Source organism: Faecalimicrobium sp. JNUCC 81 (genome assembly GCF_053667625.1).
Genome location: NZ_CM132203.1, coordinates 1,557,629 through 1,576,524, shown reverse-complemented (window position 1 = coordinate 1,576,524; position 18,896 = coordinate 1,557,629). Strand labels below are relative to the sequence as shown.

Sequence of the window (18,896 nt, the reverse complement as noted above, 5' to 3'; positions counted from 1 at the left end):
AATATTTTTACATACATTCTAGACTATAATTCATATTTTACTGTGCCTTCATCTTGGTTATTTAAATAAACCATAACTTGGCATAGTATGTTAATCATAAAACCACTTACTTATCTATTATTAATGAGTTCAGTCTAGTAGAGAATATTAAAATTTATTTTTTCTTAAATTCCTTATTATCTAAAATAATAACCTCTGACTTATCTTCCTTTGCTTCCTTCTTTGTGTGATTTACAAGTTTTATAACATCCTTGTATGATTGTTTTGCTCCCTTTACCAGCAAGGGAACTCCTATAGAATCAATTTTTAACCATCTAGAAAATAGTCCACCAAAGGTCATCGGTAATGGGACTGTTGGCGACGTATTAGAAAATATAATTTTCTCATTTAATAGCTTTTGTTTATGAAGCATGGAAGCTAAATTATATAATCCTGGAATTAAAACCTTTGAACGTCCTCTACCTACAACGTATACTTCATTTCCATCTTTATCACTTCCATAATAAAAAAGTTCTCCACGATTTCCATATACTAACTTATTAAAGTTCGGTAAATTCAAGATTTCATCCTTAGTCGGCTCTCGAGTTTCATCCAGCATTTCTAAGTGATAAGCCATTGCTAAAATAGATGAGTGGGTTCCTCCATAGCAATTATATATGTATATCATTAAAATCACCTAATTTCTTATTTTATTTTAATAATTGTAGTATATGTATTAAATATTGGAATTAAACTATATTATTACTTTTTAGGTCTTAAATCTGATTGACTTAAGTGCTTTCTTATAATATATGATGTTCCATCTTTTTTAAATTCCGCTTCATATGAATATCCATACTTGTCTATTTCATAAAAGTCTAGTATTTTAACAGCATCTCCAGCTTTTAAAGATATATTTTTAGTATAAGTATCACTTCCATCTACATGAACCTTTATTCTTCTATCTTTAGCAAGGTATGCTATATCATTTATTTCAAATTCTCTTTTTATCATTTGTTCTCCTCAAATTTATGTCTTATCTACTTATTATACATATAAACTTATATAAAATCTATATAATCTATTTAGAGTAACAAACTAATGATATCTATTAAATAGATGTCATTAGTTTATTTTTTATTATCTTCTTTTTTCAAATTATATAAATTATATATATTTATTAAAATAATGACTGCATTAGACATTGCAACAGGATATGCTTTTACATACATTCCATATATAACAAATAAAAAGCATCCTAAAGAGTTTATTATTCTAAGCTTTATAATTGATGTCATCATTAGGGATATTACGATTAATACTGATGCGCTGTATCCGATCCATTCCACTGGATTTACACTAAACATAGTAAATTCTCCTTTTATATTATTTAATATGATTGCTATTTTTATAAATCCTTTGCTTTTTTATTTTTAACAATTAGTAGTGCATTTTATTTATGTATTTATATACTAATATATGTTATTTTTTATAATAAATACGATTTGGTTCGAATTATGAGGTATATTTAATATAAAAAAATATATTTATTTAATATTAGGCGTACATTTTTAATATGAAACACATAAATTGTTGTATAGATATACAAACAATGTTATTCTATTGAGATGGATATAATTTATTTATATGAAAGGAGATAATATGACTAAAGACATGACTACTGGTAATCCAGTAAAACTAATTTTATTTTTTTCTATACCCTTGTTAATAGGTAATATATTTCAACAGTTTTACAGTATGGTTGATACAATTATTGTTGGAAATTTTCTTGGGGTAAAAGCACTTGCTGCCGTTGGATCCACCGGTTCAATGACATTTTTAATAATCGGATTTGTTTTAGGATTGGCGTCTGGATTTTCTGTTTTAGTTTCTCAGAAATTTGGTGCTAATGATGAAGAAGGATTAAAAAAGGCTGTAGCTAGTGCAATTGTACTATCAACTATTATGGCAATTATAATTACTATTATAAGTGTATTTGCAGCTAAACCGTTACTTCGTTTAATGAATACTCCAAATGATATTATAAACGATGCAGCAATTTATATTACAATAATATTTGCTGGAACTTTCGCAACATTTTTCTACAATATGATATCAGGTATTTTACGTGCACTTGGAGATAGTAAAACGCCATTATACTTTTTAATAGTTTCATCAATTTTAAATATAATACTAGATTTAGTATTTATCGTTAATTTTAAAATGGGAGTTTCTGGAGCTGCCTATGCTACAGTTATATCGCAAGGAGTTTCAGGATTATTATGTTTTATATATACTGCAAAGAAATTCCCTATACTACACATTAAGAAAAAACACTTTAAGTTTGGAAATGAATATATTAAACAACACTTAAAGATCGGAGTTCCAATGGCTCTTCAATTCTCAATAACAGCTATTGGTGCAATAATACTACAAGGTGCTGTTAATGCCTTTGGTTCAACTGTAGTTGCAGCTCATACTGCCGCTTCAAGAGTTGAACAACTTGTTATGCAACCTAGTATCACATTTGGTGTTACTATGGCTACTTACTCTGCACAAAACCTTGGTGCTGGAAATATTGAACGTATTAAAGAAGGTGTTAAAAAGTGTACTATTATTAACATAATTATAGGTATTGTTGCTGCACTTGTACTTATATTCTTTGGTGAGATGTTTATTAACATGTTCGTATCAGATGCTGATCCAAATGTTATAGCTTATGCTAAGAAATATCTTACTATAGTGGCATTTTTCTTTATACCACTTAGTTTAATATTTATATACAGAAATACATTACAAGGAATGGGTTATACTTTTGTTCCTATGATGGCTGGTGTGGCTGAATTAGTTGCTAGAACTATAGTTGCTTTTACTTTACCTGCTTTTTTAGGTTATACAGGTATTTGTTTAGCAGGTCCAATGGCTTGGATTGCTGCTGCTGTTCCTTTAATACTTGATTATTTAAAGAAAATAAATATAATGTTAAACCCACAAGGAAGTTATTCCATGGGTGTATCTAAAGAAATTTAAAATATAAAAAGAGCTCTTTTAATCTTAAGTTGATTAAAAAAGCTCTTTTTATATTTTAAATGTAAGCATAAAAAATAAAGTATATTTTATACTTAACGTTTTATATGTATTAATATTTTCATCTATTTTATTTATGCTAAATCTACTTCTATTCCTCTTTCAGTTAAACTCCAATCATTTACTTTATATTCATTGTATAAAGTTCCAATATCTGCTTTTATATATAACTTTAATTCTAATTCTTTATTCTTTTCATAAAATTTTTTACTAGATTCAAAACTATCCATAAATATATATGCCTTGCTATTTTTCCAATCTACTTTATTTGAGTTATCGTCTTTATCTGTGTTAGAAGTTTCATTTACAAGCATTCTTACATCATTATCTGTTACTATATGCCATTTATTATATCTTTTAATTTTAACTATATCTTCTTTTTTTAATCCTCTTTGTAACACTTTCATACTTATACCTCCTAATTAATCTATATTTTAAATCTCTAATTTTAAGATAAAACTAATTTTTATGTTTTTATTTAATATTTATGTCATATATAGAGTATATTTTCTATAAATGTATTAAAAAAAGACCATTCGGTCTTTTTTTATCTATATTATAATATAGTTATGTTTTCAGCTTGAGGTCCTCTAGCACCTTTAACTATATTAAAGCTTACTTTTTGACCTTCTTCTAATGACTTAAATCCTTCTGTTTGTATAGCTGAGAAATGTGCGAATACATCATCTCCACCTTCTACTGATATAAATCCAAATCCTTTTTCATTGTTAAACCATTTTACTGTTCCATTATTCATTTTAAAATTCTCCATACCTTTTATAAAAGGCTTTCTTTTTATTTACTACACTTATAATTATATACCTTATTCTTTTAAAAATATACCCCTATTTTTAATTATTTCTTAATTGATTATATTAAAATAAACTCAAACATTGATATTCCAATAGTTTAGATTAATTCCTCTTATTAATTTAATATTATGGTATCATATTGTTTGTATCACTTTCTTCTTTAGATTTTCTTTGACCTATAAATGCTCTTTCATAATCATTAAATCCTTGTATATATTTATTAAGTATTAAAAATAATCCAAAATCAACTATTTTATTTATTAAACTATCTACTTTGTATATTATTCAGCTGGTATAAGTTTTATAGTAACATTACTTACTTTTAAGCTTTCACCTTCTTTAAATGCTATGTTTTTATATTCCTTTTGATAGAATCCATCATCTGCTGGTCCCATTATTGCATTTATTCCACCTTTGAATATACTTCCTCCAGTTACATTTCCTCCACCTGAAACGGCTACTATATCATATGTACCTGGGTCAAAGTCTTTACCTGCTATGAAATTTCCATTTTTTAATGTTTTTGTTTTTTCTTCTAATTCTGCTAATCTTTGTTCTTCAGCTATTCTTTCTTGCTCTTTCTTATTTTCTTCTTCTTTTTTAGCTGCCTCTATTTTCATAGCTTCTTGTTCAGCACTACCCATATCAAAATATGGCTTAGCTTCTTGAACTTTAGTTTCTAATTCTGATATTTTAGAATTTACAGTTTCTAACTCTTTAGATTTATTTTCTAATTGAGACTTAACTGCATCATGTTCTTTCTCATCTACCCCAATAGATGACCCTCCAATAGCACCTAATGAAAATGCTACTATAATTGCTATAATCACTTTTATATTTTTTTTGAAAAAACTCTGCTCAACATCCTCCTTAACATAATTTATCCCATAATCATCCTTACGATAGCTCATATCAAATACCTCCCTCAATTTTAGTCATTAAGTAATATATCATAATCATTTTGTGATATATTGTCGAAAATTGCGTTTTTCATTATTTTTTATCTAAAATAAAATATTTTTATTTTAAAATGGTATATTTTGTAATTTTCCCTACATATTTTTCCATATTTTTACATTTATTTTTAAAATAAAAAAGAGTGTATTACTTAAATGTAATACACTCTTTTTATTTTTCTAAGTATATTTGTTTTTATAAATCCATTACCATACTTATAAGTTTATTGTTTCTTTTTATAAACTCATCTAATCCTTTTGAATCTAATTCTTTATTTGAAAGTAATGCTACATCTACTATTTGATTACATATTAAAGATAATTGTTCTTTTTTACTTTCATCATCTTTTAAATCAACTAACTTTTTAACTATTGGGCTGTTGTTATTTATAACTAAAGTCTTTTCTTCTTCAAAATTCATCCCAAAATCCATTCCTGCAAATTGTGATTTCATTTCAGCCATTCTTCTTGATTCTTCTGATACTAATATTATAGCTGTAGTATCTTCACTCTTTAAACTCTCTACTGAGTAATTTTTTACTTTATCTTTAACTAAATCTTTAAATAGATTTTCTATAGCAGTTTTGTCTTCTTTATTTTCATCTTCATTTTTATCTTTTAATACATCTGATAAATCTGCATCTATTCTTTTAAATTTAACTTGTGGGTTTTTGTATTCAATAAATGATATAAAGTGATTATCTATGCTAGTATCTAAAGTTATTGCATCTAATCCATAATCTTTAAATAATTTTATATATTGAGATTGTTGATTTTCATCACTTATATAAAATACTTTGTTTTCATGTTTTTCTTTGCAGCTTTCTAAATACTCATTAAGTGTTAAGTATTTATCATCAATATTTTTAAATAATATAATATCTTTTATTCTATCGTAGAATCCTTCGTCTTTTAAGCATCCAAATTTTATAAATACTTGTATATCATCCCAGAATTTTTCATAGTTTTCTTTTTCATTTTTGTATAGTGATTTTAATTTATCTGAAACTTTCTTAACTATATGCTTAGATATTTTACTTACATCTTTATCATTTTGTAAGAAGCTTCTTGATACATTTAATGGTAAGTCTGGGCAGTCTATTACTCCTTTAAGTAGTAATAAAAACTCTGGTATAACTTCTTTTATATTATCTGCAACAAACACTTGGTTGTTATATAATTTTACTTTACCTTCTATAAGCTCAAACTCATTTTTTAATTTAGGGAAGTATAATATACCCTTTAAATTAAATGGATAATCTACGTTTAAGTGTATCCAGAATAATGGTTCATCAAATGTTTTAAATACTTTTTTGTAAAACTCTTTATATTCCTCATCTGTACAATCTTTTGGTGATTTTGTCCATAAAGGCTTTGTATCATTTATAGGTTTTAAATCCTCTTCTTCTTTTCCACTAACTTTTATATATATATCAACTGGTAAGAATGAACAGTATTTATCAATTATACTTCTTACAGTATACTCTTCTAAAAATTCCTTACTATCATCATCTAAGTATAGTGTTATAGTTGTACCTCTTGTAGTTTTATTATCACTAGGACTTATTTCATATTCAGTTTGTCCTTCACTTATCCATCTTACAGCTTTTGCATTTTCTTTATATGATAATGTATCAATTTGAACTTTCTTAGATACCATAAATGCTGAATAGAAACCTAATCCAAAGTGACCTATTATATCATTTTCTTCACTTATTTTTTCTTTGTACTTATTTACAAAATCTTCAGCTCCAGAAAAAGCAACTTGATTTATATACTTTTCTACTTCTTCCTCAGTCATACCTATACCATTGTCTTCAAATATAAGCGTTTGATTTTCTTTATCTATAATTACATTTATTTTGTAGTCATTATCTTTATTGTCTGATATTTCCCCTAAAGAAATTAATTTCTTATGCTTGTTTATTGCATCGCATCCATTACTTATAAGCTCTCTTAAAAATATATCTTTGTCAGAGTATAACCATTTCTTTATTATAGGGAATATGTTTTCTGTATGTATTGATATATTACCTCTTTTATTTTCCATTTTATCTCCTCCTAAGTTCATTTTTAATAATTTTTTTCTATATTTATTATTTTAATCATTTTGTTAGCAGTGTCAAGTATCGAGTGCTAATTTTTTAAAAAAATTTATAAAAAAGGCTATGTTTTAACAAAATATTGATATTGAGTAAAAAATATATAGGGTTGAAATCAACCCTATATATTTTTTTATTATTTTATCTTTTCATATGTATCTAAATCTTTAAGAATAACACTCTCTGGTATTTCTGCATTTTCTTTTACTTGTATAAACTTTGCTTCTGTGAATGGACCATTTACTATTGGTTCTTTTGTATCTAATAAATAGTAATTATTTAAATTTGTTTTTGCAATTATATACCTATCATTGTCATGACCTACTTGTGTTACGTACTCGCCTTCGTCATAATCATCAAGGAGTGGTATTAACAATTCATCATAACTATATTCAGGTGACCCAATATGTATTTTGTCTGCTGATGTTCTTATTACTTTAAATCCATTTATTAATTCTATATCATAATCTCCAACACCTGTACAACCTACCGCCCCTATCATTAATAAAACAATACTAAAAATAACTCCAATTTTTTTCATTTAACATTATCCCCTCTTTTGATTAGTTAATTATAAACATAGGTGTTCTATTTTTAAAATCTTGGACCCTTGTATAATTATATACAACATTACTTTGTATAATAAAGTTCTTAGTTTTAATAGAATCCTTATCTGTTTCAAATATTTTTAGCCATTTAAACCATTGCATATAGTTTGAAATATATTTACTTGCAACACCATTAAATCCCCCATCCATTTCTTTAAATTACTATGTAATGAATTTACATGTTGGATATGATAAATGTCTTCTTTATGCTTATCTATTTTTATGCGTTTGTGGTCTAAATTAAAGTCTGTAGCAAATTTAATATATGACTTATGGCTATCTGTACATAATATAGAACTTTCTCCTATATGTCCTTTATAAAATCTCTCAAGCTCCTTATGTGTCATTCTACCTTTACATAAAGGCTCTATTATTAAATTACCCTGCCTATCTAACGCTGTGGCAACACAAACTTGCTCATTAGATAGCCTCTCTTTTTAATTTCTTTACCTCTTTTACGAGATTTTCTTGGCATATTACCAGTTCTTGTACCTTTGAAACTCTCAGCAAAAAATACTTCTTCTGCTTCTATTGCACCATCAACATGATCAGTACCTAAAAAAGAACTTATACAATCTAATATTTTGTGTCTCCAAAAGAAACTTGTTGATATATTAGAAAATATATACTTTCAACACTTATTTAAAACATAACCATAAAAAAATTAAAACTATTCCTCTTTTATAAGAATTTGAATTTGACAACTAAAATCATCAATATTGAATATATCATTAAATATTTCTGTTTCAATTATATTTTCAACTTTTATATTATTGTTTTTTATATAATTTAATAACTCTTTTCTTTTTTCATCCATATTTTCTTTATTATAAATTAAAGTAATATAATCACCACTTGGCAATGTCTTTATATTACTTTTATCTTTTATTTTGCTAATATCTTTTACTACATCAAATACATACTGTGGCTCTATTTCTTCTGATGAATTTAATTTATATATTATACCTCTATCTATAGATGTTTCTATATTATAATCACTAATAATTTTATCTAAGTCTGAATAATATATTAACTCATTTAAATTACCAGCTTCTTCACATTTTATTATAACTATATGACGCTTATCAAAATACTTAATTTTTATATCACTTTCTTTTATAATTTCTTTTGAGTATTTTATAGTTAAGCTTAAATCATCAATATTTTTAATTATATGTTCCATTTTACATATATTATCTTTTGCTTCTTGTTTTTTAAATTGTAAAAACTCTAATAACAAATCAGTATCACACTCTTTAAATATCTCTTGTAATTCTGATATGCTTGTCCCTAATTCTCTACAACCTTTTATAATATCTATAGAAATAAATTGATCAATCGTATAATACCTATATCCACTATTTTCATCTATATATTTTGGAATAAGGATTCCTACCTTATGATAATATCTCAATGCTTTTACAGTTATATTTTTAATTTTAGAAACCTCACCAATAGAAAATATATTCTTAATATTAATCACATCCTATATTTTATTTTTTTATTGACTCTCCCCTTAGAGCACACTTTACATTTATTATAAGGTATTTAAATATAGTTTTGAAGGAGAAAATATTATGAGTCAAGTTGTTTACAGAAATATGGTAAAAGAAGATTATAATTGTATGAAAGAATTTATAGGTGATGCCTTTGGGTTTAATAAATTTATTGAAGATAAAAATTTATTAGATGTTGTATTAGGTAGTTATCTACAAAGTTGTATTTTAGAAAGCTCATTTAGTAAGATATGTGAAAAAGATGGTAAAGTTATTGGATTTATATTAGGTGGTGCTAAATCTGATAAAAATAATTTAAAATGTGATTCTAAAGATTTATTTGATAGTGTTGATGATGTAGATTTAATTTTATCTAATGAGAAAAATATAAAGGAATTAAATGAGTTTTCAAAGATTATATCTGCTTATAAAGAACTTATAGATGGTATTGAATATGAGTTTCAAGGGTCTATTAATTTATTTATTGTAAGTAAAGAAAGCAGAGGTCTTGGTGTAGGAAAGACTTTGGTAAAATATTTAAATGAGTATATGAAGAGTATGAATGTTGAGTCTTTGTATTTATATACTGATGATAGATGTAATTATGGATTTTATGATAGTCAAGGATATAAATTAGTTAATGAAAAAGATGTATATCTTAATAATATAAAAACTCATCTTAATGTATTTTTATATAGATATGACTTTTAATATAAAAAAGGTAATCCCTCCATCTAAGATTTACTTAGATAAGGGGATTACCATTTTTTTTACTTGAAATTTGATTTTGCCCAATCTTCATATTTGTATTCTAGTTTCCACATCATGTCTGTTAAAACTCTAAACCCACTTTTGCTTATTCCGTACTTATAAAAGATTTCAACGTTATTGATTTTTTGTACCATTTCTTTTCTCATAAATATTTTGTATCCATCACATTCAAATACTTCATCTTTATCTGTAGGCTCATCCAGAGCTATATCCCAAACGGGACCACGTCAACCAGAGACTCTACGGATATATATCCTGAAAGCTTTTTCTTGTTTTTGTTCTTGTATTAGTAGCTTATCTATTTGTTCTTTTGCACTTTGGTGAAGGTTAAAATCCATGGTGTCACTTCCTTTTGTGTTTTGATTCTCAATTAGTTTATCCATAGTTTTATTGCATTATTATATAAAGCATTATCTAGTGTTATATATTTTTTATAAATTCATCATATTCATTTCTTGTAACAGTAACTTCAATATTTAACTTTTCCTTATCACTTTTTAGCTTTTTTAGTATACTCTCTACATTTCTTTCTAGGTTACATACCTTGTCATAAGATTCATTGATATGTTTATCTACTGAAAGGTCACTAAATATATTATCAAAGAATATATCAAAAGTTTTTGTTGTAGATGAAAATCCAACTCCACTAATGTTTACATCTCTTAATTCTTTATTAAAAGATCTTGTTAAATTTGAAATTCTAGAAAAATGTGCTTGAGCTTCATCTATTTTACTATGCTTAGCCATAGAGCTTAATAAATCTCCACCAAGTATATCAAATGTACTCCAATTTTTTGCAGAGTTTAATAGTTTTTTAGCTTGTGCTATTTCTACCATTAGGCTATTTCCAACTGATATGGATTCATTTATTTCTTTGATTTCCTTTAGGTAGTTATCGATTTTTTCTTCTAGGTCTATGATTTTGTTTTTAGTATTTTCATCTCCATATATATTGATTAGCTCTATTTTCTTTTTTAGTAAGTTGGCATATTCTTCTTCATATTTTGCTAAGCTACTTAGTATTTTTATTGTATCGTTTATGTTGGATTTTATTGAGCTTACTTTAGATTGGCAACTATCATATTGAATTTTTGCCATTATGTATTCTTTTTCTTCTTTTTCCATTTTTTCTGCTTTGTTTCCCATTACTGTAGACACTAGGTTTGATAAAGATAGTGTCTTTAGGTTATCTACATCTCTTTTTTCTCTTCTAAGGTTATTTTCTAGTTTGTTTAGTTCTTCTTCGCTTTTATGTAATTCTTTTTTTAGGTCATTTAATTTCTTTTCTAATACATATTTTTTAGCTACTTCGTTTTTTACATTATTTAGTTGTGTGTTTATTTGTTCTATCATATTTTCCCCCTTATTTTATTTCAAAACTATAGTGTGCTATATTTTGGTATTTATTTAGAGTATATTATTAGTATTTCATTCTTTCAAGTATTACTCCTCTTACTCCTCTTTTAGGTGCATTTGTGTCTTTAATATATCTTAGTAGCATAAGCTAAATAATTTAAAATACTATTATATAAAAGCGTGAAATAATAAAATAGAGGCTTAGAATTAATAATTCTAAGCCTCTATTTTTTATTAAATAATTTAATTTTTTTCTATACAATGATTTATAAATTCTGTTACATTAGCTAATGTTTCCTCTGGTTTATCTATATGTACTTGATGTGTTGCTCCTTTTATTTGAACATGCTTAGTATCATCAGACATTGACAATAAATCGCTTATTTGTTTAGTTTTCAATTTAGCAAAAGCATCACCCATAGCTCCTTGAGCCATTGCATAAGGGTCACATTCTAAATAAAGTAAAGGTATGTCTCTTAGTGCATTTTTATCATTTTTGACTTGATTTTCACCCATAAGAGCTTCATCTAATGTTCCATCATACTTATTATATACAGATAATTGCTCGTCTCCCATTCCCGGAACAAACGATTCGAAAAAATCATACATTTCACCATTAGCACTTCTACCAGTTGAATCTATAAACACTATACCATCTACTTTTTCTTTATGCATTTTTGCAAACTCTATAGCAGTATGACCACCTAAAGAGTGTGTTACTAAAATATATGGTTCTGGAAGATTTTTAGCTTGTAATAATTTATATAGATTTTCCGCCTTATCTTTTGCTGTCTTAGTAGTACCATCAAAATCAGCTTCATTATATTCTATTACGCCACCATCTATAAGAGTTTTTCTCTCATTATCACTAAGAGGAGCCATATTTCCTGTATCACTACTTTCACCTAATCCTGCTCTATCATATGTCAACGTTTTTGCTATCTTAGATAATTCCCCTTGCATATATGTAAAATTATCTAATGTACTTCCATAACCTGTATCAAATACAATGGTTACATCCCCTTGTCCCATTTCTTTTGAATTCAATACAATTCCATTATCTAACTCCACCTTTTCTGTACTTGCCATTCTTATCTGACTCTGTGCCATATTCACACCTTTTTGTGCGAATACAAATGATGAAGAGCAGTTTATTGTTATCAGGCACACCGCTAAACTATAACCAATTACACCCCTTAAGTTTTTTCTTTTCATTACTTATTTCCCTTTTGTTTTAGTTTTTAATTATATTAAATCTTTTGTGATAAATACTTACTAAACTTTAAATGTCCCTAATTAATCATAGATTCCATTGCTCAAAGTAAGCTGATTTTTATTCAGTAAATTCAACCCTTAATTATAATATTTACCATAAGTTTAATATAGACAATGTATATGTTAACACTCTGACAATGATTATTCAACCAATTTAAATATTAAAAATTTGCTTTATAATAATGTTTTATATAACGTTCTTCCATGTAATTATAATTATTCAATATATAAGTTGTATCTCATTTATAAATTATTTAGATATATTTATTTATCTAATATATCTACTTCTTCACTTTGTAGATAATATAAACTATAAAAATACCCCTTCATATCAATTAGTTCTTTAAATGAACCTTTTTCTATAACCGAACCATCTTTCATAACAATTATTTCATCATATTTTAGTAAAATATTTTTTATAAGCTTATGAGTTACTACTATTAACGTCAAATCATCAATGGATAATAGTGAGTTTTCTAAATTATATGCTGTTTCATTATCTAGTGCAGAAGTTGATTCATCTAAAATTAATACCTTAGTATTATTTATAAGTGAACGAGCAATAGCTATTCTTTGCTTTTCTCCTCCAGATAATTTATTTCCATTTTCTCCAACTAAAGAATCAATTCCTTTTGGAAGTTGTTTTATTAAATTAGATAAACCAGATCTTTTACATATATTTAAAACTTCATCATCACTATAATCTGCAAATAATTTAATATTTTCTTTTATAGTATCATCAAACATAAATACATTTTGCTGAATCATAGACATATTTTTATATAAATCATTACTAAATATATTTTGGATGTTTTTGTTATCTATTGATATCTCACCATCATAAGTTTTGTAATATCTCATTAGTAGCTTTATTAGTGTACTTTTACCACATCCACTCTCTCCTACTATTGCATACTTTTTATTTTTATCAAAATTTAAGTTAATATTGTTTAGAGTTTTTCTATCTTCAGTATAAGAAAAGTTTAAATTATTAACCTCAATACCTTCTTCAAATATTGGTAATTTTTCATTTTCAACATCTTCATTTAGGTCATTAACTATATTATCAATTTTATCTGCGATAAGAGATACTGATTTTATTTGATTGATTAAAGATATACTTACTTTAACAGGTCCTACTACATGTGTACTTAATTGAATTATTATTATAGCCGTACCAACAGTTATCTCTCCTTTATACATTAGGTATCCACCTAATATTAAAACACCTAAATATATTGTAACGCTAAAAGAAAGTGAAAAGCCTCTTATTATAGCTTCAAGTATAGAACACTTTCTCTTACTCATTTCTACATTATTAGAAGAGTTTTTGAATATTTCATTAATCTTACTTCCTATATTAAACCCTTTTATTACTTCAAATCCTGAAAATAAATCCTTAGTAACTGAAGTTATTTCTTCTAAATTTTGTGAGTAATTATTTTTTTCTATTACTAATTTCTTAGATAAAGCATTTGGTATTACAAATCCAAGTGTTCCAAATACAGCAATAAATATTACTATGTATGGACTAATAGAAAATAAAAATACTAATGATATTATAAAAGATATAAAAGATGATATTACAAGAAAGATATTATTTAATAAACTATCTTCTATTATTTTTATATCATTGTAAAGAATTGATATGTATTTACCACTATTGTCTAGTGAGAAATCTTTCATATCTTTATTTAGTATTTTATTAAATATATCAGTTTTCATATAATTTACTGTGCTTTTTATATAAGATGACATAACTTTTCCGTCTATATATTCAGTTAAAAATAATACTATTATAAGCAAAATACTTATAACAATAATAGATACAAACTTTTCACTACTTCCACTTGCAAATATATCTACTATAAACCCCATAATAAAATCAAAGGCTATGACAGATAGGGCTGCCATAGATATGGTGAGTATTCTTGTAAAAAATAAAAGTTTATATTTAAAAATGTACTTCCATAATTTTTTCATTATTGCCTCCAGATTTTCTTTAACTTCTATATATTTTTAATCATTTAAACTATACCACTTAGAGTTAACTTTAGGTCAAGTTTTTTATTATATTAGTAATAAATAACCCCCTTTATACTTAATAGTAAAGGAGGTTATTTATATATTATAGTTGACCTTATTGCCTAATATTTCATTCTCTCAGGTATTACTCCTCTTACCCCACCTTGAGGTGCATTCGTGTCTCCAATGTATCTTGGTATTAAGTGTACATGAACATGCATTACAGTTTGTCCTGAAAATTCTCCACAATTTACTCCTACGTTGTATGCGTCTGGACTATATTTACTATCTAGTAGCTTTTTTCCTTCTTCTACTAAATCAAATATAGCTTCTCTTTCTTCTTTTGTTATATCGAAAAAGTCTTTAACATGTCTTTTAGGTATGAATAGCATATGTCCTTTTCCTACTGGGTATTTATCATAAATTGCGTATGCTAATTCATTTTCTAGTATGTATTCTTTCATTTCACAAAATATGCAGTTCATAATTTCTCCTTTTACTCCTACTGAACGTTTCGTTAGTCCCTTATTTCTTTTCGTATCTGTTTTTATAAAATTCTTTAGTTCTAAAATTTATTTTATATTTTACATTATCTGAATAATCTATAAAAATTTATCTCTTCTATTATAGATTATAATTTACATTATTTTAAGTAAATATTTGCTACAGATTTTCTCATTATAAGATAACTCATTAATTATTACATTCCATCTTATAATAAATTTATGTTATAATATTAAGATATGATTTTATTGTGGGATCTTTTGTCCATTAATAATAAAGTCATATTGAAACTCTATTGAAAGGAACAAAAATATATGGCTGTTAATTACTTAGATGTTAATAAATTAGAAGACCTATATGACGAAATAGAAGCTGTATATCTTAATGATAATAGACCTTGGATTATCGGGTATAGTGGAGGAAAAGATTCATCTGCTGTTTTAGAACTTACATTTAGGATGCTTATGAGATTACCTAAAGAAAAAAGACATAAAACAGTTTATGTAGTTTCTTCTGATACTCTTATAGAAAATCCAATTATACTTGAGTTTTTAAATCAAAATATAAAACTTATAAATGAATATGCAGATAAAAATGATTTACCTATAGTTGCAGAGGTTGTTTATCCAGCATTTACTGATAGCTTTTGGGCTAATGTAATTGGTAAAGGGTATCCTACTCCTAAATCTATACAATATCGTTGGTGTACAGAAAGATTAAAAATTAAACCTTCTAATAAATTTATAAAAGAAAAATTAGAAAAAGAAGACGTAGTAGTACTTCTTGGTGTTCGTAAAGATGAAAGTTCTGCTAGAAAGTCTAGAATAGAAAAAAGAGAAATAGATGGATATCTACTTACTCCTCATGAGACTTTAAGAGGTAAAAATAAATTAGCATATGTTTATGCGCCAATAGTTAACTTTACTACTGCTGATGTATGGGATGTATTATATCATAATAATGATAACTTATTAGACTTTGGAGATGGCTTCCCTTCTCCATCTACATCATGGGGGGCTAACTCTATGGAACTATTTAATATGTATTTAAAAGGTTCTGGAGATTCCGGAGAATGTCCTTTTATAGCTGATGAAAGCAGTGCTAAAAGTAGCTGTGGTAATAGCCGTTTTGGTTGTTGGATATGTACCGTTGTAAAAGAAGATAAATCTCTAAATGGATTTATAGACTCTGGTCACTCTGAACTAATACCTCTTGTTGAATTTAGGAAATGGATATTAGAAGAAAGAGATAAACCTGAAAATCGTAAAAAACACAAAAGAAATGGTTCTGTTGTTAAAAGAGATGGAAGGATAATGTTCGGACCATTTACTTTTGAAGCTAGACAAAAAATATTAAAGAGACTTTTAAAAACACAAATTGAAATGCAAAAGTTCTATCCTGATTTAGAACTTATAAACTTCGGTGAACTAAAAGCTATAGATGAAATATGGGATAATGAAGAAGACCTAACATCAAATACTCTTATTAATATATATAAAGAAGTTACAGGTAAAGACTTACCTTGGGCTGAATATAAAAAGCCTGTATTTGATAATAATACTTTAGATATAATTCAAGATAAATGTGAAGAGTATAACATTAACTCTGATTTATTTAGTAAATTAATAATAGATACTAATAAGTATAAGCATTTTAGTAATAATACAAAACTAAAAACCGCTGTGAACAAAATACTAAATCAACAGTGGCTTCATCAAGACATTGTTCAAAAGATCGAAGAAGAAAATATCAAGGAGCTAGAAAATGAAAATAAATAAACTTGAACTAAAAAACTTTAGATCTTATGAAGATAAAACTAGCTTTGATTTTAGAACTACTAATGATAAAAATATAATATTAGTTGGTGGTAAAAATGGAGCCGGTAAATCTACAATATTTGAAGCCATAAAACTTTGTATCTATGGACCTATGGCTTATAAATATCAAGGATTTAATTCTTCATATATAGCTAGAGTAAAATCTAATATAAATAATAACTCTCTTAAAAATGATACTGTAGATGCATATATATCTATAGATTTAGAGATTAACGAAAATACAGAAAAAAATACTTATACATTAGTTAGACAGTGGACATTTAAAGATAAAAAATTAGAAGAAAACTTCTCTGTTTATAAAAACTTTTCTTCTATACCTTTAGATGCTGAAGAACTTAACTACTTTGAAAACTATATTACATCAATAATATCGCCTAAAATATTTGAGTTTTTCTTCTTCGATGGAGAACATCTATCAGAATTCTTTATAGGTAAGAACTCAAATATCCACTTAAAACAGTCACTTTTATCTCTTTGCAATTTTGATACTTTTGACGTATTAAAAAGTACTATAGTATCAAATACTAGAAGTAATAAAAATGGTGATAATGAAATTGAAATTGCTAGAGACGAATATATGAAATTAGATGAAGAAGTTAATAAACTTTCATCTAAAGAATATGTTTTAAAAGGTGAATTAACTGAACTAAAAAATAATATTGATAACTTACAAACACTAAAAACTAAATGTGAAAAAGAATTTAGAAAAAAAGGCGGAGTTCTTGCTGAAGAAAGACAAGCACTTAACTCAAGAACAATAGAATTAGAAGCTAGAAGAAGTATTATAAATCAAAGTATAAAAGATTTTTGTAATGAAATACTTCCATTCTTAATATTAAGAGATAAAATAGGTAACCTAAAAAAACAAGTTAAATCAGAAAGTAATAGCTTAATATTTAATCAACTTAAAGATAAACTAAATACTGAATATATAAAGAACTTACTTTTAAGCAGAATCAGTCATTCATCAATAGATGAAATAGCTTCAACTGTATCAGAAGCTTTAATAGATGATATTTCACCTAAGGATGTAGATGCTAACTTTGAACCGATTCATATGTTATCATCTGATGAAAGCAATTCATTATTATCATTAATAGACCCTATACTTGGATTTGATAATAATTCAATACTTGGTTTATTTGAAGAGCATAGACAAATATCTTTAGAATTAGCTGATATAAGGACTAAGCTTAACTCTAGCTTAGAAGATGAATCATTAAATAAGTATATAAAAGAAATATCTAACTTATCTAATGAAATTGGTAAAATATCTGAAAATGAACATAATTTATCTTCTGAGTTAGAAAAATTAAAAATAAAATTAAATGAAACTACTTCATATAGAGATAAGTCTAAAGCTAAATATATAGATCTACTTCAAGCTAATAAAGTCGTTGATATGTCAGCGGATCTTATACTTATGTTAGAAGATATAATAAATACTTTAACAGAAAATAAAACTAAAGAAATACAAGATAACTTTATGTATATATTCAAAAAGATAATTCAAAAAGATAACTTTATAGATTTTATAGACATAGATAAAGACTTTAATGCTTCATTGTATATAAATAAAATGTACAACTCTCTTGAACTTGAAAACCTAATTGAAAATATAGGTTATGATGAAATGGAGAAAAAATTCGGTAAACTATTCTTTGAAGATTTACTTAAAGAATATAAAGTACTAAATAGAAATGAATTACTAAACGAAATAAAAACTAATTCAACAGGAATGTTTATAGAATTAAGAACTAAAGTTGATATAAATGGATTCTCTAGTGGAGAAAAACAAATATATATACTTTGCTTATACTGGGCTTTACTAAAAGCATCTGATATAGAAATACCATTTATAATAGATACTCCTTACGCAAGAATAGATCAATCTCATAGAAATAATATAACTAGCGAATACTTATCTACTATAAGTGATCAAGTTATAATATTATCTACTAATACTGAGATAGATGAAAAAGCATATAAAGAAATAAAACCTAAGTTAAATGGAGAGTACTTAATCGAGTACGATGATAAAAATAGAAAGACTATCCAATCAAAAGGATACTTTTTTGAGGTGTAAT

The 18,896-nt window shown here is 25.9% G+C and carries 18 protein-coding genes and 1 pseudogene; 4 read left to right on the top strand and 15 right to left on the bottom strand.

Annotated features, from left to right (window positions below; genetic code table 11):
* Positions 1 to 154 precede the first annotated feature (154 nt).
* The 3 genes from JNUCC81_RS07810 to JNUCC81_RS07800 form a co-directional block, all read right to left on the bottom strand.
* Positions 155 to 616 (bottom strand): DUF3189 family protein, encoded by a 462-nt coding sequence (locus tag JNUCC81_RS07810; RefSeq protein WP_454096383.1) that lies wholly within the window; start codon positions 614 to 616, stop codon positions 155 to 157.
* A gap of 125 nt (positions 617 to 741) precedes the next feature.
* Positions 742 to 993, bottom strand: a complete 252-nt coding sequence (locus tag JNUCC81_RS07805; protein ID WP_208333871.1) for an RING finger protein — start codon at positions 991 to 993, stop codon at positions 742 to 744.
* A gap of 116 nt (positions 994 to 1,109) precedes the next feature.
* Positions 1,110 to 1,346, bottom strand: a complete 237-nt coding sequence (locus tag JNUCC81_RS07800; RefSeq protein WP_454096070.1) for a YgjV family protein — start codon at positions 1,344 to 1,346, stop codon at positions 1,110 to 1,112.
* A gap of 295 nt (positions 1,347 to 1,641) precedes the next feature.
* Here JNUCC81_RS07800 and JNUCC81_RS07795 point away from each other — a divergent pair, with 295 nt between their 5' ends.
* On the top strand, positions 1,642 to 3,009 hold the full coding sequence (locus JNUCC81_RS07795; protein ID WP_454096069.1) for an MATE family efflux transporter: 1,368 nt from the start codon (positions 1,642 to 1,644) through the stop codon (positions 3,007 to 3,009).
* A 131-nt stretch (positions 3,010 to 3,140) separates the two neighbouring features.
* On the opposite strand, the gene JNUCC81_RS07790 is transcribed toward JNUCC81_RS07795, so the two are convergent.
* The 7 genes and pseudogenes from JNUCC81_RS07790 to JNUCC81_RS07760 form a co-directional block, all read right to left on the bottom strand.
* Entirely contained in the window at positions 3,141 to 3,473 is a 333-nt protein-coding gene (locus JNUCC81_RS07790) for a hypothetical protein (protein WP_454096068.1), read from the bottom strand.
* Positions 3,474 to 3,622: 149 nt separating this feature from the next.
* Entirely contained in the window at positions 3,623 to 3,823 is a 201-nt protein-coding gene (locus tag JNUCC81_RS07785) for a cold-shock protein (protein WP_454096067.1), read from the bottom strand.
* Positions 3,824 to 4,159: 336 nt separating this feature from the next.
* A complete protein-coding gene (locus tag JNUCC81_RS07780) occupies positions 4,160 to 4,789 on the bottom strand; it encodes a hypothetical protein (RefSeq protein ID WP_454096066.1) in 630 nt (209 codons plus the stop codon).
* Positions 4,790 to 5,030: 241 nt separating this feature from the next.
* Entirely contained in the window at positions 5,031 to 6,884 is a 1,854-nt protein-coding gene (gene htpG, locus JNUCC81_RS07775) for a molecular chaperone HtpG (protein WP_454096065.1), read from the bottom strand.
* 188 nt (positions 6,885 to 7,072) lie between these two features.
* Complete coding sequence (locus tag JNUCC81_RS07770) at positions 7,073 to 7,477, bottom strand: hypothetical protein (protein WP_454096064.1); 405 nt, start codon at positions 7,475 to 7,477, stop codon at positions 7,073 to 7,075.
* Between the two features lie 22 nt (positions 7,478 to 7,499).
* A pseudogene (locus JNUCC81_RS07765) lies at positions 7,500 to 8,175 on the bottom strand (IS1595 family transposase); the annotation flags it as partial.
* A gap of 39 nt (positions 8,176 to 8,214) precedes the next feature.
* On the bottom strand, positions 8,215 to 9,027 hold the full coding sequence (locus JNUCC81_RS07760) for a MerR family DNA-binding transcriptional regulator (RefSeq protein WP_454096063.1): 813 nt from the start codon (positions 9,025 to 9,027) through the stop codon (positions 8,215 to 8,217).
* A 94-nt stretch (positions 9,028 to 9,121) separates the two neighbouring features.
* On the opposite strand from JNUCC81_RS07760, the gene JNUCC81_RS07755 reads away from it, so the two are divergent.
* Complete coding sequence (locus JNUCC81_RS07755) at positions 9,122 to 9,751, top strand: GNAT family N-acetyltransferase (protein WP_454096062.1); 630 nt, start codon at positions 9,122 to 9,124, stop codon at positions 9,749 to 9,751.
* A 59-nt stretch (positions 9,752 to 9,810) separates the two neighbouring features.
* Here JNUCC81_RS07755 and JNUCC81_RS07750 read toward each other — a convergent pair whose 3' ends face one another.
* From JNUCC81_RS07750 to JNUCC81_RS07730, 5 genes are all read right to left on the bottom strand, one after another.
* Positions 9,811 to 9,945, bottom strand: a complete 135-nt coding sequence (locus tag JNUCC81_RS07750; protein ID WP_454096061.1) for a hypothetical protein — start codon at positions 9,943 to 9,945, stop codon at positions 9,811 to 9,813.
* 286 nt (positions 9,946 to 10,231) lie between these two features.
* A complete protein-coding gene (locus JNUCC81_RS07745) occupies positions 10,232 to 11,164 on the bottom strand; it encodes a hypothetical protein (RefSeq protein WP_454096060.1) in 933 nt (310 codons plus the stop codon).
* A 246-nt stretch (positions 11,165 to 11,410) separates the two neighbouring features.
* Positions 11,411 to 12,382, bottom strand: coding sequence for an alpha/beta fold hydrolase (locus tag JNUCC81_RS07740; protein WP_454096059.1), 972 nt, complete (start codon positions 12,380 to 12,382; stop codon positions 11,411 to 11,413).
* Positions 12,383 to 12,706: 324 nt separating this feature from the next.
* Positions 12,707 to 14,425, bottom strand: coding sequence for an ABC transporter ATP-binding protein (locus JNUCC81_RS07735; protein WP_454096058.1), 1,719 nt, complete (start codon positions 14,423 to 14,425; stop codon positions 12,707 to 12,709).
* 164 nt (positions 14,426 to 14,589) lie between these two features.
* On the bottom strand, positions 14,590 to 14,952 hold the full coding sequence (locus JNUCC81_RS07730; RefSeq protein ID WP_454096057.1) for an HIT family protein: 363 nt from the start codon (positions 14,950 to 14,952) through the stop codon (positions 14,590 to 14,592).
* Between the two features lie 333 nt (positions 14,953 to 15,285).
* On the opposite strand from JNUCC81_RS07730, the gene dndC reads away from it, so the two are divergent.
* Positions 15,286 to 16,749, top strand: a complete 1,464-nt coding sequence (gene dndC / locus JNUCC81_RS07725) for a DNA phosphorothioation system sulfurtransferase DndC (protein WP_454096056.1) — start codon at positions 15,286 to 15,288, stop codon at positions 16,747 to 16,749.
* The gene (gene dndD, locus JNUCC81_RS07720) at positions 16,736 to 18,895 is read left to right on the top strand and encodes a DNA sulfur modification protein DndD (RefSeq protein WP_454096055.1); all 2,160 of its coding nucleotides are present in this window, start codon (positions 16,736 to 16,738) and stop codon (positions 18,893 to 18,895) included. Before dndC ends, dndD begins: the two co-directional genes overlap by 14 nt.
* Position 18,896 lies beyond the last annotated feature (1 nt).